22 protein-coding genes are annotated in these 24840 nt (G+C 66.4%); 10 read left to right on the top strand and 12 right to left on the bottom strand.

Annotated elements, in window-relative coordinates:
- Positions 1-2: 2 nt before the first annotated feature.
- Entirely contained in the window at positions 3-1178 is a 1176-nt protein-coding gene (gene hsaA, locus ACLQ3J_RS13825; RefSeq protein ID WP_169622736.1) for a 3-hydroxy-9,10-secoandrosta-1,3,5(10)-triene-9,17-dione monooxygenase oxygenase subunit, read from the bottom strand.
- A gap of 191 nt (positions 1179-1369) precedes the next feature.
- On the opposite strand from hsaA, the gene ACLQ3J_RS13820 reads away from it, so the two are divergent.
- Positions 1370-2518 carry a Rieske 2Fe-2S domain-containing protein gene (locus ACLQ3J_RS13820; protein ID WP_425903639.1) on the top strand — a complete coding sequence of 383 codons (1149 nt, stop codon included), beginning with the start codon at positions 1370-1372 and terminating at the stop codon, positions 2516-2518.
- A gap of 2 nt (positions 2519-2520) precedes the next feature.
- On the top strand, positions 2521-2877 hold the full coding sequence (locus ACLQ3J_RS13815) for a hypothetical protein (RefSeq protein ID WP_422424554.1): 357 nt from the start codon (positions 2521-2523) through the stop codon (positions 2875-2877).
- A 313-nt stretch (positions 2878-3190) separates the two neighbouring features.
- Here ACLQ3J_RS13815 and ACLQ3J_RS13810 read toward each other — a convergent pair whose 3' ends face one another.
- Positions 3191-3391, bottom strand: a complete 201-nt coding sequence (locus tag ACLQ3J_RS13810; protein ID WP_425903638.1) for a hypothetical protein — start codon at positions 3389-3391, stop codon at positions 3191-3193.
- Between the two features lie 274 nt (positions 3392-3665).
- Between ACLQ3J_RS13810 and kstD the strand changes: the two genes are divergently transcribed.
- The 4 genes from kstD to ACLQ3J_RS13790 are packed head-to-tail and all read left to right on the top strand — an operon-like array spanning position 3666 to position 9165.
- Positions 3666-5381: a 3-oxosteroid 1-dehydrogenase gene (kstD, locus tag ACLQ3J_RS13805; protein WP_425903636.1), complete on the top strand. Its 1716-nt coding sequence runs from the start codon at positions 3666-3668 to the stop codon at positions 5379-5381.
- A 48-nt stretch (positions 5382-5429) separates the two neighbouring features.
- Positions 5430-6290, top strand: coding sequence for a MaoC/PaaZ C-terminal domain-containing protein (locus ACLQ3J_RS13800; RefSeq protein WP_425903635.1), 861 nt, complete (start codon positions 5430-5432; stop codon positions 6288-6290).
- Positions 6291-6321: 31 nt separating this feature from the next.
- A complete protein-coding gene (locus ACLQ3J_RS13795; protein WP_425903634.1) occupies positions 6322-8067 on the top strand; it encodes a cholesterol oxidase substrate-binding domain-containing protein in 1746 nt (581 codons plus the stop codon).
- 33 nt (positions 8068-8100) lie between these two features.
- On the top strand, positions 8101-9165 hold the full coding sequence (locus tag ACLQ3J_RS13790; protein WP_425903632.1) for a serine aminopeptidase domain-containing protein: 1065 nt from the start codon (positions 8101-8103) through the stop codon (positions 9163-9165).
- 72 nt (positions 9166-9237) lie between these two features.
- Here the strand turns inward: ACLQ3J_RS13790 and ACLQ3J_RS13785 are convergent, their stop codons facing one another.
- Together ACLQ3J_RS13785 and ACLQ3J_RS13780 are read right to left on the bottom strand one after the other, a co-directional pair.
- Positions 9238-10041: an ABC transporter permease gene (locus tag ACLQ3J_RS13785; protein WP_425903630.1), complete on the bottom strand. Its 804-nt coding sequence runs from the start codon at positions 10039-10041 to the stop codon at positions 9238-9240.
- Positions 10038-11015, bottom strand: coding sequence for an ATP-binding cassette domain-containing protein (locus tag ACLQ3J_RS13780; protein ID WP_425903628.1), 978 nt, complete (start codon positions 11013-11015; stop codon positions 10038-10040). Before ACLQ3J_RS13780 ends, ACLQ3J_RS13785 begins: the two co-directional genes overlap by 4 nt.
- Positions 11016-11345: 330 nt before the next feature.
- On the opposite strand from ACLQ3J_RS13780, the gene ACLQ3J_RS13775 reads away from it, so the two are divergent.
- Positions 11346-11816 carry a hypothetical protein gene (locus ACLQ3J_RS13775; RefSeq protein ID WP_425903627.1) on the top strand — a complete coding sequence of 157 codons (471 nt, stop codon included), beginning with the start codon at positions 11346-11348 and terminating at the stop codon, positions 11814-11816.
- On the opposite strand, the gene ACLQ3J_RS13770 is transcribed toward ACLQ3J_RS13775, so the two are convergent.
- Together ACLQ3J_RS13770 and ACLQ3J_RS13765 are read right to left on the bottom strand one after the other, a co-directional pair.
- Positions 11803-13128 (bottom strand): diacylglycerol/lipid kinase family protein, encoded by a 1326-nt coding sequence (locus tag ACLQ3J_RS13770; protein WP_425903626.1) that lies wholly within the window; start codon positions 13126-13128, stop codon positions 11803-11805. The genes ACLQ3J_RS13775 and ACLQ3J_RS13770 overlap by 14 nt on opposite strands.
- A 63-nt stretch (positions 13129-13191) precedes the next feature.
- A complete protein-coding gene (locus ACLQ3J_RS13765) occupies positions 13192-13614 on the bottom strand; it encodes a DUF7144 family membrane protein (protein ID WP_425903624.1) in 423 nt (140 codons plus the stop codon).
- 430 nt (positions 13615-14044) lie between these two features.
- On the opposite strand from ACLQ3J_RS13765, the gene ACLQ3J_RS13760 reads away from it, so the two are divergent.
- A complete protein-coding gene (locus ACLQ3J_RS13760; RefSeq protein ID WP_425903622.1) occupies positions 14045-14458 on the top strand; it encodes a hypothetical protein in 414 nt (137 codons plus the stop codon).
- Positions 14459-14492: 34 nt separating this feature from the next.
- Here ACLQ3J_RS13760 and ACLQ3J_RS13755 read toward each other — a convergent pair whose 3' ends face one another.
- The 6 genes from ACLQ3J_RS13755 to ACLQ3J_RS13730 form a co-directional block, all read right to left on the bottom strand.
- Positions 14493-15659: a lipid-transfer protein gene (locus ACLQ3J_RS13755; protein ID WP_425903620.1), complete on the bottom strand. Its 1167-nt coding sequence runs from the start codon at positions 15657-15659 to the stop codon at positions 14493-14495.
- Positions 15656-16060 carry a MaoC family dehydratase gene (locus ACLQ3J_RS13750; protein WP_425903618.1) on the bottom strand — a complete coding sequence of 135 codons (405 nt, stop codon included), beginning with the start codon at positions 16058-16060 and terminating at the stop codon, positions 15656-15658. Before ACLQ3J_RS13750 ends, ACLQ3J_RS13755 begins: the two co-directional genes overlap by 4 nt.
- A complete protein-coding gene (locus ACLQ3J_RS13745; RefSeq protein ID WP_425903616.1) occupies positions 16057-17070 on the bottom strand; it encodes a bifunctional MaoC family dehydratase N-terminal/OB-fold nucleic acid binding domain-containing protein in 1014 nt (337 codons plus the stop codon). Before ACLQ3J_RS13745 ends, ACLQ3J_RS13750 begins: the two co-directional genes overlap by 4 nt.
- Positions 17067-18218 carry an acyl-CoA dehydrogenase family protein gene (locus tag ACLQ3J_RS13740; RefSeq protein ID WP_425903614.1) on the bottom strand — a complete coding sequence of 384 codons (1152 nt, stop codon included), beginning with the start codon at positions 18216-18218 and terminating at the stop codon, positions 17067-17069. The genes ACLQ3J_RS13745 and ACLQ3J_RS13740 overlap by 4 nt, the downstream gene beginning before the upstream one ends.
- A complete protein-coding gene (locus ACLQ3J_RS13735; RefSeq protein WP_425903612.1) occupies positions 18203-19252 on the bottom strand; it encodes an acyl-CoA dehydrogenase family protein in 1050 nt (349 codons plus the stop codon). Before ACLQ3J_RS13735 ends, ACLQ3J_RS13740 begins: the two co-directional genes overlap by 16 nt.
- Positions 19253-19320: 68 nt before the next feature.
- Complete coding sequence (locus ACLQ3J_RS13730; protein WP_425903610.1) at positions 19321-21456, bottom strand: acyl-CoA dehydrogenase; 2136 nt, start codon at positions 21454-21456, stop codon at positions 19321-19323.
- 91 nt (positions 21457-21547) lie between these two features.
- On the opposite strand from ACLQ3J_RS13730, the gene kstR reads away from it, so the two are divergent.
- On the top strand, positions 21548-22204 hold the full coding sequence (kstR, locus tag ACLQ3J_RS13725; RefSeq protein ID WP_169622756.1) for a cholesterol catabolism transcriptional regulator KstR: 657 nt from the start codon (positions 21548-21550) through the stop codon (positions 22202-22204).
- Positions 22205-22277: 73 nt separating this feature from the next.
- The gene (gene otsB, locus ACLQ3J_RS13720; protein ID WP_425903607.1) at positions 22278-24836 is read left to right on the top strand and encodes a trehalose-phosphatase; all 2559 of its coding nucleotides are present in this window, start codon (positions 22278-22280) and stop codon (positions 24834-24836) included.
- Positions 24837-24840 lie beyond the last annotated feature (4 nt).

The raw sequence follows: 24840 nt of genomic DNA, 5'->3' as shown, positions 1-24840 counted from the left end.
TCCTAGACCATCGTGTCGGTGAGCGGGAGACCGAACTCGGCGGCGCCGAACATCACGTACGCGCGCTCGGCGTCGTTGGCGGCATGCACCCGGCCGGCGTGGGCGTCGCGCCAGAAACGCTGAATCGGCGTCCCGTTGGCGAGCGCGGTGGCGCCGGAGTTCTCGAAGAGCCGGTCGATCGAGGCGATGGCCCGGCCGGTCGCGCGGACCTGGTCGCGGCGTGCCCGCAGGCGGATCTCCATCGGAACGTCTTCGCCGCGCAGGAGGCACGCGTATTCGTCCGCGACGTTGCCCGAGAGCTGACGCCACGCCGCATCGATGTCGCTCGACGCCTCGGCGATACGGATCTTCGCGAACGGATCGTCCTTCGCCTTTTCACCCGCGTAGGCGGCGCGGACACGCTTGCCCTGGTGCTCGACGTGCGCGTCGTACGCTCCGTACGCCATGCCGACGATCGGCGCCGAAATGGTTGTGGGATGAATTGTGCCCCACGGCATCTTGTAGACGGGAGCAGTATTCTGCTCGAGACCGGGTGAGGCGAGTTCGTTCATCGCCCTGAAGCTCAGGAATCGATGGCGGGGCACCACGACGTCCTTGACGACGATGGTGTTCGAACCCGTGCCACGCAGGCCCACCACGTTCCACACGTCGTCGATCTCGTACTCGGATCGCGGGATCAGGAAGCTGCCGAAGTCGACGGGACGCCCGTCCTTGATCACGGGACCGCCGACGACCACCCAGCTCGCGTGGTCGCAGCCGGACGACCACGCCCACGCACCGTTGACCTTGTAACCACCGTCGACCACTTCACCCGCGCCCATCGGGGCGTAGGACGAGGAGATCCGGACGTCGGGATCGTCGCCCCACACCTCTTCCTGCGCCTCCTGGCCGAACAACGCCAGGTGCCAGTTGTGCACGCCGATGATGCCGGAAACCCACCCGGTGGAACCGCACGCACTCGCGATGTTGCGTACCGCGGTGTAGAAGGTCACCGGGTCCGCTTCGTACCCGCCCCACTGCGCCGGTTGCAGCAACCGGAAGAAGCCGGCTTCCTGAAGTGCCTTGACCGAATCATCCGGGACGCGGCGCAGATCCTCGGCCTCCTGCGCGCGTTCGCGCAGGGTGGGCAGCAGTGCGTCGATCCGCTGCAGTACCTCATGACTGTCGTGGTCACCCACTGGACGCTCCCGTCTGTTCAGGAATTGATCGCTTGTACCGAGACTAGAACATGTTCCTATTCGTGTCGAGGATCGGGAGATCAGCGCATACACCCCTAAACGCTCAGGACCAAAGTCCCGGTTCGCTTCCCCTCGAGACCAGAATTCTATAACGTGTTCTAACAGGAGATTGCGGAAGGAAGTGAGCTGACATGGCGCAGATTCGCGAGATCGACATCGGAGAAGCCCGGACACGGTTCGCCCGGGGCTGGCATTGCCTCGGGCTCAGCAGGACGTTCGCCGACGGGCGTCCCCATGCCGTCGAAGCCTTCGGCACCAAACTGGTGGTCTGGGCCGACAGCAAGGGCGAACTGAACGTGCTCGACGGCTACTGCCGCCACATGGGCGGCGACCTCACCCAGGGCGAGATCAAGGGCGACTCGGTGGCGTGCCCGTTCCACGACTGGCGCTGGGGTGGCAACGGCAAGTGCACCGAGATCCCGTATTCGCGCCGAGTTCCCCCGCTGGCACGCACCCGCGCCTGGACCACGATGGTCAAGCACGGCCAGTTGTTCGTATGGAACGACCCCGAGGGCAATCCACCGCCGGCCGAGGTCACGATTCCCGACATCGAGCACCACGGCACGGGCGAGTGGACGGACTGGACCTGGAACCAGATCCTCATCGAGGGCGCCAATTGCCGGGAGATCATCGACAACGTCGTGGATATGGCGCACTTCTACTACATCCACTTCGCGTTCCCGACCTTCTTCAAGAACGTGTTCGAAGGCCACATCGCGGAGCAGTACCTCAACACGCGCGGCCGGCCCGACAAGGGGATGTCGACGCAGTACGGGCTCGAATCGACCCTCGAGTCGTACGCCGCGTACTACGGGCCGTCCTACATGATCAATCCGATGACCAACAGCTACGGCGGATACAACGTCGAGTCGGTATTGATCAACTGCCACTACCCCGTGACGCACGACTCGTTCATGCTGCAGTACGGCATCATCGTGAAGAAGCCGACCGGGATGTCCGACGAGCAGTCGGACAAACTGGCGGCGAAGTTCACCGAGGGAATCGGTGAAGGTTTCCTCCAGGACGTGGAGATCTGGAAGAACAAGACCAAGATCGAGAACCCCTTGCTGTGCGACGAGGACGGCCCGGTCTACCAGCTCCGTCGTTGGTACGAGCAGTTCTATGTCGACATCGCCGATGTCACCGAGAAGATGACGGGCCGTTTCGAATTCGAGGTCGACACCGCCAAGGCCAACGAGTCCTGGGAAAAAGAGGTCGCCGAGAATCTGGCGCGCAAGGCGGCAGAAGAGAAGTCCGGCAAGCAGGAAGCCGAGGTCTGACGATGAGTTCCTCGACCCGGCAGAGAAGATGGGCGAAGTCACCGGATTTCGCCGATCGGCCCGATCGGGTCGAGGCCATCGCCACACAGACCGCAATCGACAAGATCAACTATCTCGACTCCGGTCAGCACGAGGTGAGATGTCGCCGGTGCGGCACGTGTGTGCTGGTGCGTAAGAACAGCTACAAACACACCAGCGTGCAGTGGCAGGAGAATCCCGACGCGGTGTGCCCCACCTTCCGCGACTCCGGAGTGGTCCCCGGCGCGTCGATCAGCCCCCGCGAAGGGTGCCCGCAGTTGCAGGCTTCCATCGATCAGGCCGTGCTCGACGGAACGATCGCCGTTCCCGACGCGTCGTAGAAGGGCGTCACTCTCGCGCGACGGGCATGCACTTGCCGAGCAAGGCTACGAAGTCGCGTCAGGCCCGGTCCGCGTGGCGCGCGTGGTAACCGACGCCGGGAAGTACGACCTGCCCGTCCGTGGGTTGGTGGAAGGCATGCAACGCGCCGCCCCCTCGCCGTCGCCTGCCCGCATCTTGTCCTGGGGCACAACCGAACGCACACATCCCCGGCGAAAGAGTTCGCCGGGGATGTGTCGGGATATCACTCCACACTGGCCGTTCGGAACAGTGGACGGGGCAGAACATGTCGTTCGGTCGCCGTCCCCCGCCGGCCTACTGGCTGGGCTCGGGCAGTCCTTCGCACTGGACCTGCGGGTTCACACCCGCATAGTTGAGCGGGCCTGCTACGACGGTGGTTGCCACCGTTGCCAGGCTGCTGCAGTTCTGCGGGGAATCCTCGAAGTAGCCTCGCTGCCACCCAGCGACGGCCCCGATCACCAGCCAGACCAGCACCAAGAGAGTCAACAAACGCACGGCTCCACCTCGCAGTCGATGATGTGTCCGAAGGGTTCGGACGGCTGCGGATACCCACCTCGGAAACGAACAAACCCACCTATATCCACCAAGCGGTCAATCCGGTCATACGGCGCCATTCGCCGACGCCCCGTTTCCACCGGCCGAGGCGGTTCGCTGCACCCGGCGTCCGATGTCGATACTGGAACGCGTTCCGGTCGCCGCTCTCTGTACCGACAGTGGGTTGTACAGAAAAGATGGACTCCACACCCCCTCGTTCTATAACGTGTTCTACATGAGCAATCAGGAGTACGACATTGTCGTCGTCGGCAGTGGCGCCGGCGGAATGACCGCCGCAATCACCGCTGCCCGCAAGGGGTCGAGTGTCGTCCTGATCGAGAAGGCATCCCGGTACGGCGGATCGAGCGCCCGCTCCGGCGGCGGCGTGTGGATTCCCAACAACGACGCCCTCGCGGCAGCTGGGGTGCAGGACACTCCCGAGGCCGCACGCACGTACCTCCACAGCATCATCGGCGATGTCGTACCCGCCGAGAAGATCGATACCTACATCGATCGCGGGCCCGAGATGCTGTCTTTCGTGCAGAAGCACAGCGCGCTCGAATTACAGTGGGTACCAGGGTATTCCGATTACTACCCGGAGGCACCCGGCGGCCGAGCAGGGGGGCGCTCGGTGGAACCGACGCCGTTCGACGGCCGCCGCCTCGGCGACGATCTTGCTTTGCTCGAGCCCGATTACGCGCGCGCCCCGAAGAACTTCGTCATCACCCAGGCCGATTACAAATGGCTGAACCTGCTGGTGCGCAACCCCCGCGGGCCCCTCCGTGCCGTTCGGGTCGGAGCGCGATTCGTGTGGGCCAACATCACCAAGAAGCACCTTCTGGTACGCGGCCAGGCGCTGATGGCCGGCCTGCGCATCGGTCTGCGGGACGCCGGCGTGCCGTTGCTCCTCGATACCGCGCTGACCGATCTGCTCGTCGAGGACGGTGTGGTGCGCGGCGTGACCGTCGACGCGCAGGGCGAGCAGCAGATCATCCGTGCCCGCAAGGGCGTGATCCTTGCCAGCGGCGGGTTCGAGCACAACGAGGAGATGCGCAAGAAGTACCAGCGCGCGCCGATCGGCACCGAATGGACGGTGGGAGCAAAGGCCAACACCGGCGACGGAATCCTGGCGGGCCAAAAACTCGGGGCTGCAGTGGACTTCATGGACGACGCGTGGTGGGGTCCGTCCTTCCCGCTCACCGGCGGTCCGTGGTTTGCGCTGTCGGAACGAAGCCTGCCCGGCTGCATGATGGTCAACAGTGCCGGAAAACGATTCGTGAACGAGTCCGCGCCCTACGTCGAGGCGACACACGCGATGTACGGCGGGAAGTACGGGCGTGGCGACGGGCCCGGGGAGAACATTCCGAGTTGGCTCATCCTCGATCAGCGCTACCGCGATCGGTACACCTTCGCCGGTATCACCCCGCGAACGCCCTTTCCCGGCCGTTGGGAGAAGGCAGGTGTGCTCGTCAAGGCCGGCTCGATCAGCGAACTCGCCGAGAAGATCGGGGTTCCTGCCGCAGCGCTCACCGACACCGTCGAACGGTTCAACGGTTTCGCGCGTGCCGGCAAAGACGAGGACTTCGGCCGCGGCGAGTCGGAATACGACCACTACTACGGCGATCCCCGTAACAAGCCCAACCCGAGCCTCGGCGTCGTCGACAAGGCGCCGTTCTACGCGTTCAAGGTCGTGCCCGGCGATCTCGGCACCAAGGGCGGCCTCGTCACCGACGTCCACGCACGGGTGCTGCGCGAGGACGGCACCGTGATCGCAGGGCTCTACGCGACGGGCAACGTCGGTTCACCCGTCATGGGACACACGTACGCCGGTCCGGGCGCGACGATCGGCCCCGCGATGACCTTCGGATATCTGGCAGTCCTCGACATCCTCGACGCCGGTCACGGTGACCCCGCCGACGACGAACTGACCGAACCCGCCGAAAGCCGCTGACCGATACCCGGCCACCGCGCCGCCGTTTCCGCGAAAGGACAACATCGCGTGCCCATCGACCCCGCCGTCGCTCTCGGCGCCGAGTTGCCCGCCCAGGAATTCTCCTGGTCGAGCAGCGACATCCAGCTCTACAACCTCGGTCTCGGTGCCGGATCCCGGCCCACCGACGCCGGCGAACTGCGATATCTCCGCGACCACGCACCGCAGGCGCTGCCCACCTTCGCGACGGTCGCGGCCACGTTCCACCAGATCGAACCGCCGAAGGTGTCCTTTCCCGGAATCGAGATCGATCTCGCCAAGGTCGTGCACGGTAGTCAGGAAGTTGTCGTGCACGCGCCCATCCCGCCGTCGGGCAAAGGCCGCACAGTCACCCGCATCTCCGAGGTGTGGGACAAGGGCAAGGCCGCCGTGATCGTGCAGGAATCCACCACCGAAGACCTCGACGGCACTCCTCTGTGGAGGGCCCGGTCGTCGATCTTTGCGCGGGGTGAAGGTGGATTCGGCGGAGAACGTGGACCTTCCGAGTCGGTGGAGCTTCCAGACCGGGAACCGGATGCCGAAATAGATGTCCCGACTCTTCCGCAGCAGGCGCTGCTCTACCGGTTGTGCGGGGACCGCAATCCCCTGCATTCCGATCCCGAGTTCGCGACGGCCGCCGGATTCCCCGCCCCGATCCTGCACGGGCTCTGCACCTACGGAATCGTGTGCAAAGCCGTCACCGACCGGTTCCTCGATGCGGACACCGCCCGAGTCGCCGGTTTCCGGGCACGGTTCGCCGGTGTGGTGTTCCCCGGGGAGACCCTCCGTATACGGGTCTGGGACGAAGGTTCCCGCAAGCTTGCCACCGCCTCGGTGGTCGAACGTGACCTCGCGCCGGCACTGGCCGATGTCGTCCTGACCGTGTCGTGACAACACAACCCTGGGGAAAGTAAACACACACATGGCAATTCGAGATGCGTCGCCGTTCCTGTCCCGGCGTGGCTTCCTTGCTGTGGGCGCCGGGGCCCTCGCGGCCACCGCACTGGGCGGCTGGACGCCCGCCCACGCGGTCCCTTCGGGTTCGGCAGCGAGCACCCTTCCGACACCACCTGCCTTTCCCGAGGGCATCGCCCTGTACCAGCAGGCGTACCAGAACTGGTCCAAGGAGATCATGCTGGACGCGATCTGGACCTGCGCGCCGCGTACGCCGGATGATGTTGTACAGCTGACCAATTGGGGCCACCAGCACGGATACACGATCCGGCCGCGGGGCGCGATGCACGGCTGGACGCCGCTGACGGTCGTCAACGGCGCACCTATCGATCGGGTGATCCTCGCCGACACCATCGCCCACCTCGACTGGGTGGACGTCGATCCCGGAGGTTCTCCCCCCACGGTGACGGCGGGTCCCGGCGCCACACTCGACGCCATCACGACGGCACTTCAACAACACGGCCTCGGCTGGGCAAACCTCCCCGCACCCGGAGTGCTCACGATTGCCGGTTCGCTCGCCGTCAACGCACACGGAGCTGCGCTGCCCGCCGATGGTGAATCCACCGAGCCCGGACACACCTTCGGATCGTTGAGTAATCTCATCACTGAGCTCACTGCCGTCGTATGGGACGGAAGCGCGTATTCGTTGCGCACGTTCACCCGCGCCGATCCTGATATCTCGCCGTTGCTGTGCCATCTGGGCCGCACGTTCGTCACCTCCGTGACCCTGCAGGCGGGACCGAACTACCGCATGCGCTGTCAGAGCTTCACCGACATCCCGTGGGACGAGTTGTTCTCTCTCCCCGGCGCTCAGGGCCGCACCTTCGAGTCGTTCGTGCGCAGTACCGGGCGCGCCGAGGCGATCTGGTATCCCTTCACCGACAAGCCGTGGCTGAAAGTCTGGTCTCTCGCACCCGAGAAGCCGGCCTCGTCCCGAGAAGTGCACGGACCGTACAACTATCCGTTCTCCGACAACGTTTCGGAGCCGATCACCGATCTTCTGGGCCAGTTGACGGCCGGCAATACCGCGATCGCCCCGGCGTTCGGGCAGACCTATTACGGTGTGACGGTCGCGGGATTGGCGGCGACGGCGTCGTCCGATATCTGGGGATGGTCGAAGGACCTGCAGTTCTACATCAAAGCTACGACACTGCGTCTCACCGAGGGGGGCGGCGCCGTACTCACCGATCGCGCCAATATCGCAACCGTGATTCACGACTTCACGCACTGGTTCCAGGAGCGGATCGAGCACTACCGCGCGCTCGGGCAGTACCCGCTCAACGGACCGGTCGAGATCCGCTGTTGTGGTCTGGACCGGCCGGAAGATGTTCTCGTACCCTCCGCCGGGTCGCCGACGCTCGCGTCGACGCGTCCTCGCCCCGACCACCCGGAGTGGGACACGGCCATCTGGCTCAATGTGCTGGGTGTGCCCGGAACACCCGGCATGTTCGCGTTCTACCGCGAAATGGAGCAGTGGATGAGGCAGCGGTACAACGGCGAAGATTCGACTTTCCGGCCGGAATGGTCGAAAGGGTGGGCATTCGGCCCGGACCTGCCGTACACCGACGCGACCATCGTCTCTCAGAGCCTGCCCGACACCTATCGTGAAGGCGTTCCGTCCGAGGATAATTGGGATTCGGCGCGGGCAGTGTTCAACCGGTTGGATCCTCACCGCGTCTTCAGCAACAGCTTCATCGACACGTTGCTCCCCTGACCGGTCTCGTCAGCTTTGCTAATGTTCTGCCCCATGCGGAATCTGCGACGGTGGGCTGGTGCGGTAGCGGTACCGATCTTGGTGCTGGGAGGCGGGGCGACGCTCACCGGAACGGCGTCGGCGCTGCCCGACACCGGTTCGGTCATCCTGCCGTCGGGGGACGACACGGCAGTAACCTTCGACGCCGACGGCAGCACGTTCCACGGCAGTCTCCGACTCCCCAACGGCGCCACCACCGGTGCTGCGTTGTTGCTGCCCGGTAGCGGCCCGAGCGATCGCAACGGCAATCAGCCGGGGGTCGCGTCCTCCGATGTGCTGCTGCGGGTGGCCGATTCGCTTGCAGCCCAAGGCATTGCCAGCCTTCGCTTCGACAAGATCGGGGCAGGCGACACAGGACTCGGAAAGTTCACGGCGGATACCATCGGCGAGTACGGCTTCGTCGACCAGGTCGATCACGCCGCGGCCGCAGCCGACCTGCTCGCCACGCGGACCGGAATCGCCACGTCGGACATCCTCGTCCTCGGGCACAGCGAAGGCGGCCTGACCGCACTCGCTCTCGGTGACAGGGGAATCGGTGGTGGGTTCGGGCTTCTCCAGCCCCTCTCGATGCGCTACCTCGACCTGCTGTCGGCACAGCTCACGGCCGTGGCAGAGTCCGGGCAGCTGAGCCCGGACCAGGCCGAAGCGGTGCGTGCCGACGTGCCGCGGACCGTGGAATCGCTGCGCGCCACGGGTACCGTCCCTGCGGACCAGCATCCTCTGGTCGCGCAACTCGGGTTGAACGAGGCCAACGCCAAGTTCCTCGCCGAGGCGGACCGGCTCGATCCAGCCGCGCTGGCCGCGGGACTGGCGGCGGATACACCGGTGCTGCTCACCTGCTCGGACAAAGACCTCAACATCAGCTGCGCACAGGTGGATCCGCTGCGACGGGCTCTCGAGCACACCGACTTGCAGTTCGAGCACTTCGCCACCGCGAACCACAGCCTCGAAGAACTCGGCCCGCTGCCTGCGAGCCCCGCCGACGTGGTGGCATTGCTCCCCGTCTCGGCGGAGTTCGCGGTGGCGATCAACGACTGGGCAACTCGGCAAGCACGCTGATTCCACCACCGCGAGCGTCCAGCGGGAGACGCGGCGCACCGGTGCACCGGAAAACTCAGTGCACCGGGAAACTCAGCGGCTGACCGCTTTCTGATACCGGTAGATCGCCAACGGTACGAACACGATCAGTATCAGCGCGGTCCACAGGAGCGACGCGAGGATCGGATTCTGCAGCGGCCAGACGTCCGGCGGCGGAACCATCGGGTTGGTGTTCCCGAACAGGTTTCGCACAGCCTGCGTGAGTGCCGACAGCGGATTCCATTCGGCGATCGTGCGGAGTACCGGCGGCATGGATGACGGATCGACGAAGGTGTTCGCGACGAACGACAGCGGGAAGATCACCATGAAGCTCGCGTTGTTGAACACCTCGGGCGTCCGGACCCACATTCCGACCACGGCCATCACCCACGACAACGCGTAGGCGAACAACAGCAGCAGCAGGTAACCCGCTACGGCCTCCCCGAACGACGAGTGGATCCTCCACCCCACCACCAGACCGGTCAGCGACATCACCACGAGGCTGACCACGTTGATGAGCACGTCCGTGGTCGTCCGTCCGATCAAGACGGCCGAGGGTGCCATGGGCAGCGACCGGAACCGATCGATGATGCCCTTCTGCAGGTCTTCGACCATTCCCAAGCCGGTCCACGTGGACCCGAAGATCACCGTCTGAGTGAAGATGCCGGCGATGAGGAATTCGCGATACGACATTCCGGGAATGTCGATCGCGCTACCGAACACGTAGGCGAACAACAGCACGAACATGATCGGCGAGAGCATCGTGAACACGATGAGATCGGGCACACGCTTGATCTTGATCATGTTGCGCTTGGCTATGGTGAGGCCGTCCGATGTGACCAGCTGTACCGAATTCACTGCGCGGCCTCCTCTGTCTTCTCTGCCTCGTGGCCCGTCAGGGTGAGGAACACGTCGTCGAGTGTCGGCTTTCGCAGTGCCACATCCGTCACGCGAACGCCCGCCACCGCGAGCTTCCCCAGCGCCGCGACGAGGGCTTCGGCGCCCGCCCCGCCCCCCGCGCCACTCAGGGGGACGGTGAGCGTTCCGGTTCCCGAATCGAGCTGGATCTCGCCCGACGCGACCGAGGCGAGTTCGCGGCATGCGACTTGCTGGTCTCGGGCATCGGGCACACCGATTTCGATGCGTTCGCCGCCCACCTGGCTCTTGAGTTCGTCCGCATCGCCGCGCGCGATGACCTTGCCGCGGTCGATCACCGCGATGTCGTCGGCGAGGCGCTCGGCTTCGTCCATGTACTGGGTGGTGAGCAGGAGCGTGGTGCCACGCGCCACCAGCGTGTCGATGACCTCCCACAACCCGAGCCGCGCCCGCGGGTCCAGGCCGGTGGTGGGCTCGTCGAGGAAGAGCACCGGCGGTTCGGCGACCAGCGCGCCGGCGAGGTCGAGACGTCGGCGCATACCTCCCGAATAACCCTTGACCGGGCGATCTCCTGCCTCTTCGAGGTCGAACTGCGCGAGCAGTTCGCGCGCTCTCTCCCTGCTGCGTTTGACGCCCAGGTGGTAGAGCCTGCCGACCATCTCGAGGTTCTCGAAACCGGTGAGGTATTCGTCGACCGCCGCATACTGCCCCGACGCTCCGATGTGGGAGCGGAGCGCGCGGGCGTCGTTCACGACGTCGAAGCCCGCTACCCGCGCGCTACCGGCATCGGGCACGATCAAAGTGGTCAGTACCCGGACCGTCGTCGTCTTGCCTGCCCCGTTGGGGCCGAGCAGCGCCGTGACCGTCCCTTCGGGCACCCGGAGGTCGATGCCGTCGAGGGCTTTGACATCTCCGTAAGTCTTGATCAGTCCTTCTGCGACTATGGCGTCGGCCATGAGTCCTCCCTGACTGGTGGTTGCGTCGTCAGTCTGCACTACAGGACCGACACGTTTCGACCGGTTTTCTCATCGCAGAAATCGCGCACGTTCGGAATCGGCTGCTCCGGCGGTACCCGCTACACCGACCGCCCGAGGTGCGAACCCGGGCTGTTCGGGGTGGGGTACGCGTGAATTCGAAGGTCGGGGCAAGGCGTCCAGCACAAGCGGGCGAGCACCGTCCTGCCGCACGACGGAGACCGCCGTCAGCCCCACCCCAGCCCGAAATCGTTGGCGCGGAATCACATCGCGTGCTCTACTGAACGCTCATTCCAGGAGAAGGGGACCTGTATGACCGTACGATTCCTCCGACGCACCGCCGCTTCCGCTCTCGTTGCCGCGGGTATGTTCACCGGACTCGGCGTGGGCACCGGGACAGCTGCTGCAGAAACTCCGATTCCGATGAACCGCTGCTGGGGCGTCAGCCCTTACATCGTGGACCAGCCGTATGCGCCGGCACGGCTGTTCGGATGGCAGACCGAACCGGGAAGGATCGAGCTGTCCCTACCCGACGTATCCAGCCTGTGGTTCTTCGCCGGTGGATATCGGTCCGATGTGCGCCTCGACTGGCACAACCGCAACACGGGTGCACGCGGAACCGTCACCGACTCCGTCACCGTCGCCTACCCGGGCAGCGGGGTGGCGCGTTTCGATGTGCGTTCGGGACCCGGCGACGTCGAATTCACCGTCAGCGCGGTGAACAGCATTCCTTTGTGGGCCATCCCGACCACGTCGTGCGGTGGCGTCGTCACCGTCTGGTAGTCGAACGCGCCAACCGGGACAGCTGTACCCAATCCAGAACCGGCCGGGGAATCCGCATCCCCGGCCGGTCGCGCGGCACGAGGACGCGTAACGCACCCGGGGCGACGGTGCAGCGCACCGGCGACGGCATCCGCACCGACTCCCCGTCCACGCCGACCGCGATGTCGTGTTCATCCGAGAACACCACGACTTCCGTGGCCGTGCGCTGGACGAGACCCTTGCTCCGCGCGCGGCGAAGAACTCCGACGATCTGGCCGGCTCCATGCACCGACAGAGCGATCACGCCGAGCCTGCCTCGATCGAGCCGAAGACGCCGGCCCATCCCCACCAGGTCGTCCGTGGTGTACGGATTGTTGCTCACGAGCAGTGCGCGCGGACCGTCGAGAACCGTGCCGTCGATCCGTGCGCGCAATCCCGCGTGTGCGCTGGTGTCCAGCAGATCCGGCAACAGGTCGAGAACGGTCTTCGCCTTGCCGTCGCGGTAGTGCGGGCTTTCCACGATCTCGGCGTAGACCCCGAAGGACGCGTTGTTGACGAAGGGCCGACCGTCGATGTCTCCGAGGTCGACGTGCAGTTCGACACCGTCGCGCAGCGCCTCGAGACCCGCCACGGGGTCTTCCCTGTCCAGTCCGAGGTCGAGCGCGAAGTGGTTGCGTGTGCCGGCACTGATCACCAAGAACGGAATACTTTGCTCTGCAGCAACTCCCGCGACGAGTGCCTGAGTGCCGTCGCCGCCGGCGACACCGAGCAGATCAGCTCCCCGCGCCACCGCCCGGCGCGCGAGCGCCTGGACATCGACGAATTCGGGCCTGTCGAGCACTACGACCTCGGCACCGAGTTCCTCGGCTCGTCGCCGCAGGTCGAAACGGACGACCTTGCCACCGCCGGAGTACGGGTTCATCACGATGAACGGCCGGTGCACAGTCTCCGCGGGGTATTCGGGCATCGTGGATTCGGACGAACGGATCCTCAGTGCGGCGCGCGCAGATCCGAATGCCGCGAGCACGAGAGCCACCTCGAGCGGGATCACCCACAACTCGCGTTCTCGCACGATCACGACCAGCACGACGATCGGAGCGCACAGCGCCGACACCAGCGCCGCCAGTCGGAGAAGACCACGCCACGTGAGAAACCCGTACACCGCGGCGACGGCCACCACCACGGCCGCGATGCTCGTCACCGTGAACAACACGGCGCCGCGAAGGCCTGCAACCACGATCGGTACGACCAAGGCCGCCGCGAGCAGAATCCAGGCGAGGCGTGCCCACCATAGAGCGAAACCGTTGTGGGAGTCGTACGCAGGTGCGGTCATCGTCGAGTTCCGGACGCGCGGGCACGGTCACCGTGACCGTGCGGCTAGACCGCCCGAACGCCCCTACACATACGTACGCGGGTTCCAGGTGGAGACGGCCCAGATGACCACGACGTCGAGCGCGATGATGAGAACGGACCACCACGGGTAGTACGGCAGCCACAGGAAATTGACGATGATGGAAATCGCCGCGATCACGATGGCTGTCACGCGTGCCCAGGTGGCGCCGGTGAAGAGCGCCGCACCGATGAGGATCATCAGCGCGCCGACCACGATGTGGATCCAGCCCCACGTCGTGACGTCGAATTCGTAGGTGTATGCCACACCGACGACGAATATCTCGTCCTCTGCCACCGCTGCGATGCCCTGCAACAGGGATACGACGCCGAGGGTCGCGAGAATGATTGCGGCACCTACCGATGTGCCCGCCGCGATGCCTTGTTTCACACTGGGCTCGCGCCGGGTCGCACGCACTTCTTCGGACATGGTCGTCCCTTTCGCAGGCGAATGATAGTCGTAGTATGCGCGCGGTCACCGTGTCCGTCCGGAAGATCGAGTTTTCTCTCCGGCAGCCACATCCGAGTCGTAACATCGCTCCTCGTCCAGCACTCGACCGTCCTCGTCTCTGCAGGCCGACGTCGGAGACGTGTGGAAGCATGGCTACCGGGACCGGTTTTGGGTCCGCACGCTGCATCCACCGGACACGTGTCGAAGGGACGCAGGATGTCCAGCTCCCAATCGGCCGGCGGACCGGACGAAAACGCCGGTGCGAATGCACAGACCGACAAGACGACCCGCTCGTCGTGGATCCGGCTGAGTGCGCTCGTCGCCGGACTCACCGCGGTCGTCGGCGTGATGCTCCTCGCCTTCGCGCTGCCTGCCGTCCATGGCGGACCCCACGACATGAGACTCGGCTTTGGCCGGGCCTTCGCCCGCGGTCGACGCCGTCGCAGGAAACCTCACCCCCGATGAATGGGACGTTGTCCGCTTCGACACTCCCGAAGACCTCATCGCCGGCATCGAGAATCGCGAAGCTGCAGGCGGACTCGTTTTCGCGGCCGACGGCGTGGATATCTACACGGCCACCGCGGGTGGCGCGCCCGGCGCCGCGGCCGTCAACTGGCTTCCCGACGGATGGTCCACTTTCGGGCAGCTTCTGCCCCCTGGGGCGACCGGTTCACTCCTGCGCGCGAACGCGTTCTTCGGCGGCATCGGCAGCGGGTTCCCGAGCGTAGTGCTCGCCTGCTGGGTCGCGTTGGGCATCGTCCTCGCGCTGATCGCCGCACGCCGCGAACCGGGGGGCGCGACCACAGCGGTCGACCCCGAATGAACGGCGCCCGGGATCCGTCCGTGCCCGACCGCAGTCAGCGGGTGAGGACGAGACCGGACGTCGGCACGCCCGTGCCCGCTGTGACGAGCACATTCTCGACGTCGTCGACCTGGTTGCACGACGTCCCGCGGATCTGGCGGACCGCTTCTGCGATTCCGTTCATGCCGTGGATGTACGCCTCGCCGAGTTGCCCACCGTGGGTGTTGATGGGCAGCCTGCCACCGAGTTCTATCCCGTCGGCCACGAAGTTCTTCGCATCGCCCCGGTCACAGAATCCCAGTTCCTCGAGTTGCATGAGCACGTACGGCGTGAAGTGGTCGTACAGGATCGCAGTCTGAATGTCCTTCGGGGCGAGGCCCGATTGTTCCCACAGTTGATTCCCGACGATGCCCATCTCCGGGAGACCTGTGAGTCCGTCGCGGTAATAGCTCGTCATGATGTACTGGTCCGGTCCGCTGCCTTGCGCCGCCGCCGCGATCACCGCGGGCACCTGCTTCAGGTCCTTCGCACGCTCCGGTGTGGTGACCACCAGCGCGACACCCCCGTCCGATTCCTGACAGCAATCGAGCAGCCGCAACGGTTCTGCGATCCAGCGGGAATTCTGGTGGTCGTCCAAGGTGATGGGTTTTCCGTAAAAGAACGCCTTCGGGTTGTTCGCCGCGTGGGCCCGGTCCGCGACAGCCACCGCTCCGAAGTCCGCACCGGTGGCACCCGAGACGTGCATGTACCGCTGCGCCACCATCGCGACGAACGATGCGGGTGTGCTCAACCCGTGTGGGTAGGAGAACGCGTTGTCGGTACCGGAGGCGTTGACCTGGGCGGCGAGAGTGCTGTTCACCTGCCCGTATCTCGCGCCGGAACGTTCGTTGAACGCGCGGTACGCGACCACGACGTCGGCCACGCCGGTCGCGACAGCCATCGCCGCCTGCTGCACGGTGGCGCAGGCCGCACCCCCGCCGTAATGGATGCGCGAGAAGAACTTCAGGTTCGGTATCCCCACCGCACGCGCAACCGCGACTTCGGTATTGGTGTCCATCGTGAACGAGACCAGGCCGTCCACGTCGGAGGGGGCGAGTCCGGCGTCGTCGAGCGCGTCCCGCACGGCTTCCGCCGCGAGTCGCAGTTCGCTCCGGCCGGAATCCTTCGAGAAGTCGGTGGCACCGATGCCTGCCACGACCGCCCTGCCCGACAGGCCGCTCATTCGGCATCTCCGATCACGAGGGTCGCCTTCGCGGTGATGTGGTCGCCCAGCGCATTACGCCCGACGACGTCGACGGTGACCAGACCGTCGTCGACGGCCGCCACCGTGCCGGCGAGAGTGAGGGTGTCGTACGCGTACCAGGGCACGCCGAGGCGTAACGAAATGGACCGCACGACTGCGCGAGGACCTGCCCAGTCCGTGACGTACCGCTGGACGAGGCCGGTGTCGGTGAGGATGTTGACGAAAATGTCCTTGGACCCGCGCTGCCGCGCCTTGTCGCGATCGTGGTGCACGTCCTGGAAGTCGCGGGTGGCCAACGCCGTCGAGACGACGAACGTCGGGTCTGCGTGGATCGACAAGGGTGGGAGCGCCTGTCCTGCCGTCACCGCATCGATGCTCACGAATCCTCCTCGAGGGACTTCCAGGCGTACAGCGTCCACGGGGTTCCTCCGGTGTCGTCGTCGCCGGGGAAGTCGAGATAGGTTGCCTCGACAGCCATTCCGATTCGCACGTCCGACGGGTCGATTCCCCGGAGTTCTCCGAGCATGCGCACGCCCTCGTCGAGTTCCACGAGCGCGACGACGAACGGAACCTGCCGGCCCGGAACTCTCGGGGCATGGTGCACGACGAAACTGAACACCCTCCCCCGGCCCGACGACACCACGTAGTCGGTCGTTTCGTCCTTGTCGAGCCACAGCGCCGGTACCGGCGGGTGCTGCAACGTGCCGTCGGGGCGGCGCTGGATGCGCAACTCGTGGCCGGCGACGCCGTCCCAGAAGAACTGCGTGTCACGCGACGCGGACGGGCGCATCATCCGTGACGGGTCCAGATCCTCGGGCACCGTGACCCGCGGGGCGGACTCGGCGGCCTCGCCCGGCGGAGCGAATTTGAGGATGCGGAACAACATTTCGGCGACGACCTCGTCACCGACCTTCCACACGTTGCGGGTGGTGAAGAACCACCCTTCTCCGAGGCCGGTTTTCTTCGGACCCACCACATCCTCGAGAGTGGACTCGATGGTCACGTGCTCACCGTGGCGAAGGTAGCGGTGGTAGATCTGGTCGCAGTTGGTCGCGACCACCGAGGTGTACCCCGCGTCGTCGAGGATCTGCGTCATCCGGCCGAGTGGATCGTCCTTCTCCCGCTCGGCACCGAGACCCCGCATCGTCCAGACCTGAGCCATCGCGGGCGGTGCGACCGGGCCGTCGTGCCCGGCTGCCACCGCAGCGGACTCGTCGGTGTAGATCGGGTTGTCGTCACCGATCGCTTCGAGCCAGTTCCGGATCATCGGGAGATTGACGGGATCGCGCCCGAACCGGGGTGCGGACGGTCCGTCGTTGCGCACGCGTTCGGCGGCCGCAAGGATCTCGTCGGCCGTGCTGTCCGCGCCGGCCGTCTGTGCGCCTGTCACCTCGGTACCCGGGGCATACCCAGACCGGCGGTGGCGATGAGTTCTCGCATCACTTCGTTGACCCCGCCCCCGAACGTGATCACTACGTTCCGCTTGGCCATCATGTCGAGCCAGCGCAGCAGATCGGCCGTGTCGGTGTCGGCCGGGTCGCCGTGGCGTCCGACGATCTCCTCGGCGAGCCGGCAGACCCGCTGGATCCGTTCCGTGGCGAACACCTTGGTGGCCGACGCGTCGGCGATGTCGACGGCGTCGTTCTCGCTCGCCGCGACCTGCCAGTTGAGAAGCTCGTTGAGCCGATGTGTCGCGTGGATCTCGCCGAGTGCGCGGCGCACGTCGGGTTCGTCCAGGAGGTTGTGCCGTCGCACCCAGTCCTGCAGATGTTCGTAGATGCCCGCGACCCGGCCCGCTGGTCCGAGCATCACGCGCTCGTGGTTGAGCTGCGTGGTGATCAGCCGCCAGCCCTTGTTCTCCTCACCGACGAGCATGTTCGCCGGCACCCGCACATCGTTGTAGTACGTGGCGTTGACGTGGTGCGCGCCGTCGCACGTGATGATGGGCGTCCAGCTGAATCCCGGGTCGGTCGTGTCGACGATGAGAATGGAGATGCCCCGGTGCCTCGAGTCGGCCGAGCCGGTGCGGACAGCGAGCCAGATGTAGTCGGCGTCGTGACCCCCGGTGGTGAAGATCTTCTGCCCGTTGACCACGTACTCGTCGCCGTCACGTACAGCGGTGGTGCGCAGCGCCGCGAGGTCCGTCCCGGCTTCGGGCTCGGAGTAGCCGATGGCGAAATGGACCTCACCGGCGAGGATTGCGGGGAGGAACTTCCGCTTCTGCTCGTCGGTTCCGTAGACCTGCAAGGTGGGACCGACGGTCTGCAACGTGACACCGGGCAGCGGCACGTCGGCACGCATGGCTTCGTTGGCGAAGATCTGCTGCTCGACGTCGCCGAAGCCGTGGCCGCCGAACTCGACGGGCCATCCCACTCCCAGCCATCCGTCCTTGCCCATTCGGCGGACCACCTCACGGTAGGTGGAGCCGTGCCGCTCGGTGCGCATGATCGCGGCTTCGTCGGCGGAGACGAGATTCGAGAAGTAGCTGCGCAACTCGGCTTGCAGCGCACGCTGGTCGTCGGTCAGATCGATGAACACCGGGCCCCCACGAGGTCGAGTCGGTACGAAGCGCCGCCGAGCCACCGTGCAAGATCCTTGGCGGTCGACGAGTATCTGTGCAGCGGATAGGTCGCGTCCACTCCGATGCCGCCGTGCAGGTGGTGCAGCACCCTCATGGCGGGAGGAAGTTCCGCAGCGATCCAGTACGCGGTGACGTCGAGATCGTCGTCGGCGTCGAGACCTCGGGAGACACGCCAGACCGAAGACAATGCGGCGACGTGCAGGGTCCGGGCGGTGACGTAGACATCCGCGATCTGCTGGGCCACTGCCTGGAAGGTGGCGAGCGGCTTACCGAACTGGTGCCGCTCACTGACGTGGCGGGCAGTGAGATCGGTTGCTCCCGAGAGCAATCCGTCCGAGTAGGCGGCTGTCGCGGCGATTGCCAGACGGTAGAGCGTCGCCACGGACTCCGCACCGTCGAGGCCGTCGCCGAGCAGGGTTCCCACCGCTCCGTCGAGCCGCATCGAGAACTCGGGGTCGCCGACCGCGGACGGACTCTCCCTCAGCGTGACGCCCTCGGCGTTCGGGTCGACCGCGACGACCCCGGAGTCGGTCGGTACCAGGACGAACCGCGCGCGATCGGCGTAGGGCACGGCCACGAACGATCCGGTGACGGCGTGCCCGCCGTCGGTGGCGGTGACGGTGGCCCCGGGCCGGCCGGGGAACGGCCGGCCCGGTTCGGCGAGCGCGGCGGAGAGGACCGCGCCGCCGGGGACACCGTCGAGCAGGACGTCCTGCTGTGCCTCGGTGGCGAGGGCGAGAACGGGAAGTACCCCGAACCCGATGGTCGGCAGCGCGGGGATCCGTGCCGCCGAACGTCCGACCTCGGTGAGCACGGTGGCAGCCTCGGCGACGCCGAGTGCCGAACCTCCGAGTCGCTCGGGCAGGGCCAGCGACAGCAGGTCGGCCTCTGCCATGGCTCTCCACAGGTCGTCGGCGCCCAGGTCGCGGGCGAGCAGGTCGGCCGCGACGCCGGCAACGTCCTCCTGCGTCTCGTCACGTGCGAAGTCCACCGTTACCACCTTCGTGCTAGAACGTGTTCCAGTTGTAGCACTTGGTGGTGTCCCGCGGGAAGGACCCCCTACTCCCGCGGAAGTCCGAGCAGCCGCTCCGCTGCGACCGTGAGCAGAATCTGCTCGGTACCACCGGCGATCGTCAGGCACCGGGTGTTGAGGAATTCGCGGGTGAGCGGACCTTCCACCCAGCCCGCCTCGCCCGCGAGGTCCATGGCGAGTTCGGCGGTGTCCTGTCGCTGACGCACGCCGACGAGTTTGCGCACGCTCGAGGCAGCACCGGGATCTTGCCCACCCAGCTGGGCGAGCGTGGTGCGCAGATCGAGCAGCGACCCGGCGGTCGCCTCCCCGATCTGTACGGCGATCCGGTCGTCGGCGACGGCGTCACCCGGTGTGGACAGTTCCAGGAGTTCCTCGATCGCCGCACCGAACGACGATTTGCCCCCCATCGCCACGCGTTCGTTCGCGAGCGTGGTGCGGGCGAGTTTCCACCCGCCACCGAGCGGACCGACGACGCAGTCGTCCGGAACGAACACCGAATCGAGGAACACCTCGTTGAACAGCGCGTCGCCGGTGATCTCCCGCAGCGGCGATACCGCGATGCCCTCCGATTTCATGTCGACGAGGAAATAGGTGATGCCCTTGTGCTTGGGTGCCTCGCGGTCGGTTCGCGCCAGGCAGATCGCCCAATCCGCTTCGTGCGCGAGCGATGTCCACACCTTCTGCCCACGCAGGATCCACCCTCCGTCCACCTTCTCCGCAGTGGTCCGGAGTGCGGCGAGATCGGAACCGGCGCCGGGCTCGGAGAACAACTGGCACCACACGATGTCGCCACGCAGCGTCGGCATCGCGAATCGTTCTCGCTGTGCCGGAGTTCCGTGCTCCAGGATCGTCGGCACAGCCCACGATCCGATCACCAGGTCGGGCCTGTCGACTCCGGCCTCGGCAAGTTCCTGCTGGATGAGGACCTGCTCGGCCGGGCCCGCCCCGCGCCCGTACGGGGGTGGCCAGTGCGGCGCGAGATACCCGGATTCGGCCAGCGCGGTGCGGCGCTGCCCTTCGGGTTGCGCTGCGATGGAAGCGATGTCGTCCCGGATACGCCCACGATCGTTCTCGTGCCCGGACAGATCGATACCGAGGTGCCGGCGAGCGCCGCCGCGCGCGAGTTCGGTGACGCGGGCGCGCCACGCCGTGGAACCGCCCAGCAACTGGCGGGTGGCGACGGCGCGGCGCAGGTAGTAATGGGCGTCGTGCTCCCACGTGAAGCCGATGCCGCCGAGCACCTGGATCGCGTCCTTCGCGGTCTGCACGGCAGCGTCGAGTGCCACGGCAGCCGCAACGGCCACCGACACGGGAAGCTCGTCGGGATCGGTATCGATCGCGCGTGCCGCATCCCACGCCACGGCCCGAATCTTCTCGGTGCGGCACAGCATTTCGGCGCACAGATGTTTGACGGCCTGGAACGCGCCGATGGGTTTGCCGAACTGTTCGCGGATCTTCGCGTACTCGACCGCGGTCGTCAGTGCCCACCCGGCGATGCCGGCAAGTTCGGCCGCTGCCAGCCCCGCGGTGAGGTCCCGCACGAATCCGCTGGGGACCTCGACGACACGGTCCGCCGTCACGGCGACACCGTCCACACGCACCCGGGCAAGAGCCCGCGACTTGTCGAGCGTGTCGAGCGGCTCGAGACGCACACCGGCAGCGTCGGCGTCGACGAGTGCCCAGCGTTCGGGATCCCCGGCCAGTCGCACGAGCACCGCGACGCCCGGCTCGGCCGCGATGGCGGGGCCCGCGTCACCGGTGAGGACGAACCCGTCGGTCGCCGGTTCCGCTCGCACCTCGGAGTCGAGTGCGAGGGCGGCCGGAAGAGCGCCCTCGACGAGTTGCGCGGTGGTCTTGGCCGTCGCGTCGCCGCCGCGGCCGAACACGAGCGCCACCGCAGCCGTGGTCAGCACCGGGCCCGCGGCCAGTTCGTGTGCGGCCTGCTCGAGCATGACCGCGAGATCGACGGTGGTCGCCCCGAACCCTCCGGATGCCTCCGGAACGGCAACACCGAACAGTCCCAGTTCCGCGAGAGACGACCACCCGTCACGCCACGCCCCGTCGGTCTCCCGACGTATGGTTGCCAGTGGAGCCGTGGCTCGTGACCAGGCATGTACGGACGCCTGAACGGCCCGCTGTTCCTCGGTGGTGGCGATACTCACAGCGGGTCTCCGCCTTTCGGAATGACATGGTTACCTAGAACGTGTTCTAATATGACACCGGTTCAGAGTCAAGGCGTGAGGAAACGAAGTTATGGCCACCCCGTCCCGCTCACGTTCCAACGGCACCGGAACGTTGACCGCCCTCACCGAGGACGATCTCAGTTCCAATGCCCAGAAGGAACGTCGCAAGCGGATACTCGACGCCACCCTCGCGTTGGCGTCGAAGGGCGGATACGAAGCCGTCCAGATGCGCGCCGTCGCCGAGCGGGCCGACGTCGCCGTGGGCACGCTCTACCGGTACTTCCCGTCCAAGGTCCACCTGCTGGTCTCGGCCCTCGGGCGTGAATTCGCCCGGATCGAGAGCAAGGGAAAGATCCCGCCGGGGCACAGCCCGCTGGAACGGATGCACCTCATCCTCAGTCTCATCACCAAGGCGATGCAGCGCGATCCACTTCTCACCGAGGCCATGACGCGCGCCTTCATGTTCGCCGACGCATCCGCCGCCGCCGAGGTCGACCAGGTCGGCAAGCTCATGGACCGGTTGTTCGCCAAGGCCATGAACGACGGCGAGCCCGACGAAGAGGAACTCGCGATCGCCCGCGTCATCAGCGACGTGTGGCTGTCCAACCTGGTCGCCTGGCTGACCCGCCGGTCGTCCGCGACGGATGTCGCGCGACGCCTGGAACTGACGGTCGATCTGCTGCTCGGAGAGGGTGCACGTCCGTCGTCCGCCACTGCCGGCGCCTGATGTAACGGGAAACACCACCCCAGAGGCCGCTCCGGCGGCACTCTGCCGCTTTTCTTCGCTTACCTTGGTTCGCGTGAGTGCCCACGACCTTCCGATCGATCTCCGACGCGCCCTCGTCGCCGCAGCGCGTACTCCGCGGCTGCTGGTGGCAACCGACTACGACGGCACCCTCGCGCCGATCGTCGCCGACCCGGGGCAGGCGTATCCCCGGGCCGACGCCGTCCGCGCCCTGCGTGGACTCGCCGCTCTCCCTTCGACGTCCGCCGCGGTGATCTCCGGCCGATCGTTGAAGGATCTCGCCGCGCTGTCGCGTCTCCCCATCGAGGTGAAGCTGGTCGGCAGCCACGGTTCCGAGTTCGACATCGGTTTCATCAACGAGATCGATCCCGAAGCCAAGCAACTCCTCACCGTGCTCGTCGACGGACTCGCGTCGGTCGCCGACAAGTTCGAGGGCGTACACATCGAGACCAAGCCCGCGAGCGTCGCCCTGCATGTGCGCAACGCGTCCGCGGAGGATGCCGAGCGCGCACTCGAGATCGTGCGCGGGGACCTCGCGTTGCGTCCGGGTGTGCAGGTCACCGAAGGCAAGTCGGTGATCGAGTTGTCCGTCGTGGCCACCGACAAGGGCGCGGCCCTCGACCTGATCAGGCACCAGGACGCCGCCACCGCGGCGGTCTTCTTCGGCGACGACGTCACCGACGAGAAAGCATTCGCGTCACTGCACGGTCCCGACGTGGGTGTGAAGGTCGGCGACGGCGACACCGCCGCGGAGTACCGGGTCGGCACCACCGAGGACGTCAACTCGGCGCTCGCGCTTCTCCTCGAGGAGCGCCGCACGTGGTTGTCCGGTGCCAATGCCGCACCGATCGAGCGATTGACGATGCTCGCGAGCCCCCGCTCCAAGGCGCTCGTCACCCCCGACGGCACCATCACCTGGATGTGCCACCCGGAGCCGGACTCCGCCGCACTGTTCGCCCACCTGCTCGGCGGAGAACCCGCCGGCCACTTCACGATCGGCCCCACCCGCGAGTCGCTGCCGCTGAGCCAGCGCTACGTGGACTCCACGATGACTGTCGTCACCCGCTGGGCTGCCCTCGCCGTCATCGATTACCTGCCGCACGACGTCGAGCCGGGCCGAACCGACCTCACCCGCGTGATCACCGGCCGCGCGACCGCACTGGTGACCTTCGCGCCGCGTCCCGAGTTCGGACAGGGACAGGTGACCTTGGAAGTCACGGACGACGGAATCCGGGTGATGGGTTTCAACGAGCCCTACGTTCTCCGGTCCCCCGGCGTGCGCTGGGACATCAGCACCGACGGCGCACACCAGTCGGCGCACGCCGTCGTGGATCCCTCCCAGGGGGACGTCGTGCTCGAACTTCGATGCGGTACAGACGATCTGAGCGAGCATCCGGTGCCCCACGAGGAGCGCCGCGCCCAGGCCGAAGCGTATTGGAGCACGTGGGCGAACAACCTGGAACTGCCGCCCCTCAAGCCCGATCTCATGAAGCGCTCGGCTCTGACCCTGCGCGGCCTCGTCCACGCGCCGACCGGGTCGATCCTCGCAGCGGCCACCACGTCGCTTCCCGAGGAGATCGGTGGGGTCCGCAACTGGGACTACCGCTACTGCTGGCTGCGGGATGCGGCGCTGACCGCACAGGCACTGGTGAGAGTCGGATCGCTCGAAGAAGCCGAGAACTACCTCGACTGGGTGCACGGGGTGCTCGAGACCCTGCCCGGACCGGAGCGACTGCATCCGCTGTACACGCTGGCAGGTGGCGCACTGCCTCCGGAAGCTGTCCTCGACAGCTTGCCGGGGTACGCCGGTTCGCGCCCCGTTCGCGTCGGCAACGCGGCGAACCAGCAGGTTCAGCTCGACGTGTTCGGTCCGATCGTCGACCTGATCTCCGAACTCGCGCATCGGCGCGAGGAGCGGGGCGTGGCCCACGCGCAGGCACTCACCGACCGCGATTGGGAACTGGTCTGCGCCATGGTGCTCGCGGTCGAGCGCCGCTGGTTCGAACCGGACCACGGCATCTGGGAGATCCGCGACAACCCGCGGCACCACGTGTATTCGAAGGTCATGGGCTGGCTCACCGTCGACCGCGCACTCACTCTCGCGGAGAAGTTCGGCCGTCCCGCCGGTGAAGGCTGGGCCGAGCTTCGTCGCGAGATCGCCGAGGAGGTCAAGGAGAAGGGCTGGAACGAAGACGTCCAGTCGTACACCGCGGCGTACGACGGCACCGATCTCGACGCGGCGACGTTGTTCATCGGCCTGACCGGGCTGGTGGACCCGGACGACAAGCGATTCCACGCAACCGTGCAGGCAACCGAAGCGGAACTACGCAGCGGGTCGACGGTGTACCGGTACCGGCACGACGACGGGCTTCCCGGCACCGAAGGCGGTTTCCACCTCTGTGCGGCGTGGCTGGTCGGGGCGTATCTCCTGATCGGGCAGCGGAACGACGCCGAGGCGCTGTTCACGCAACTCGTCGCCGCTGCGGGCCCGACCGGCCTGCTCAGCGAGGAATACGATCCCGTGGCGGAACGCTCGCTCGGCAATCATCCGCAGGCCTACAGCCACATCGGGCTGTTGCGGTGCGCCCAGTTGCTGTCCGGTCCGCCGCGCTGAGAGA

It is taken from the genome of Rhodococcus sp. DT1 (assembly GCF_049844875.1).
In the GTDB taxonomy this organism is placed as follows: domain Bacteria; phylum Actinomycetota; class Actinomycetes; order Mycobacteriales; family Mycobacteriaceae; genus Rhodococcus.
This window is presented reverse-complemented; position numbering and strand designations above follow the sequence as displayed.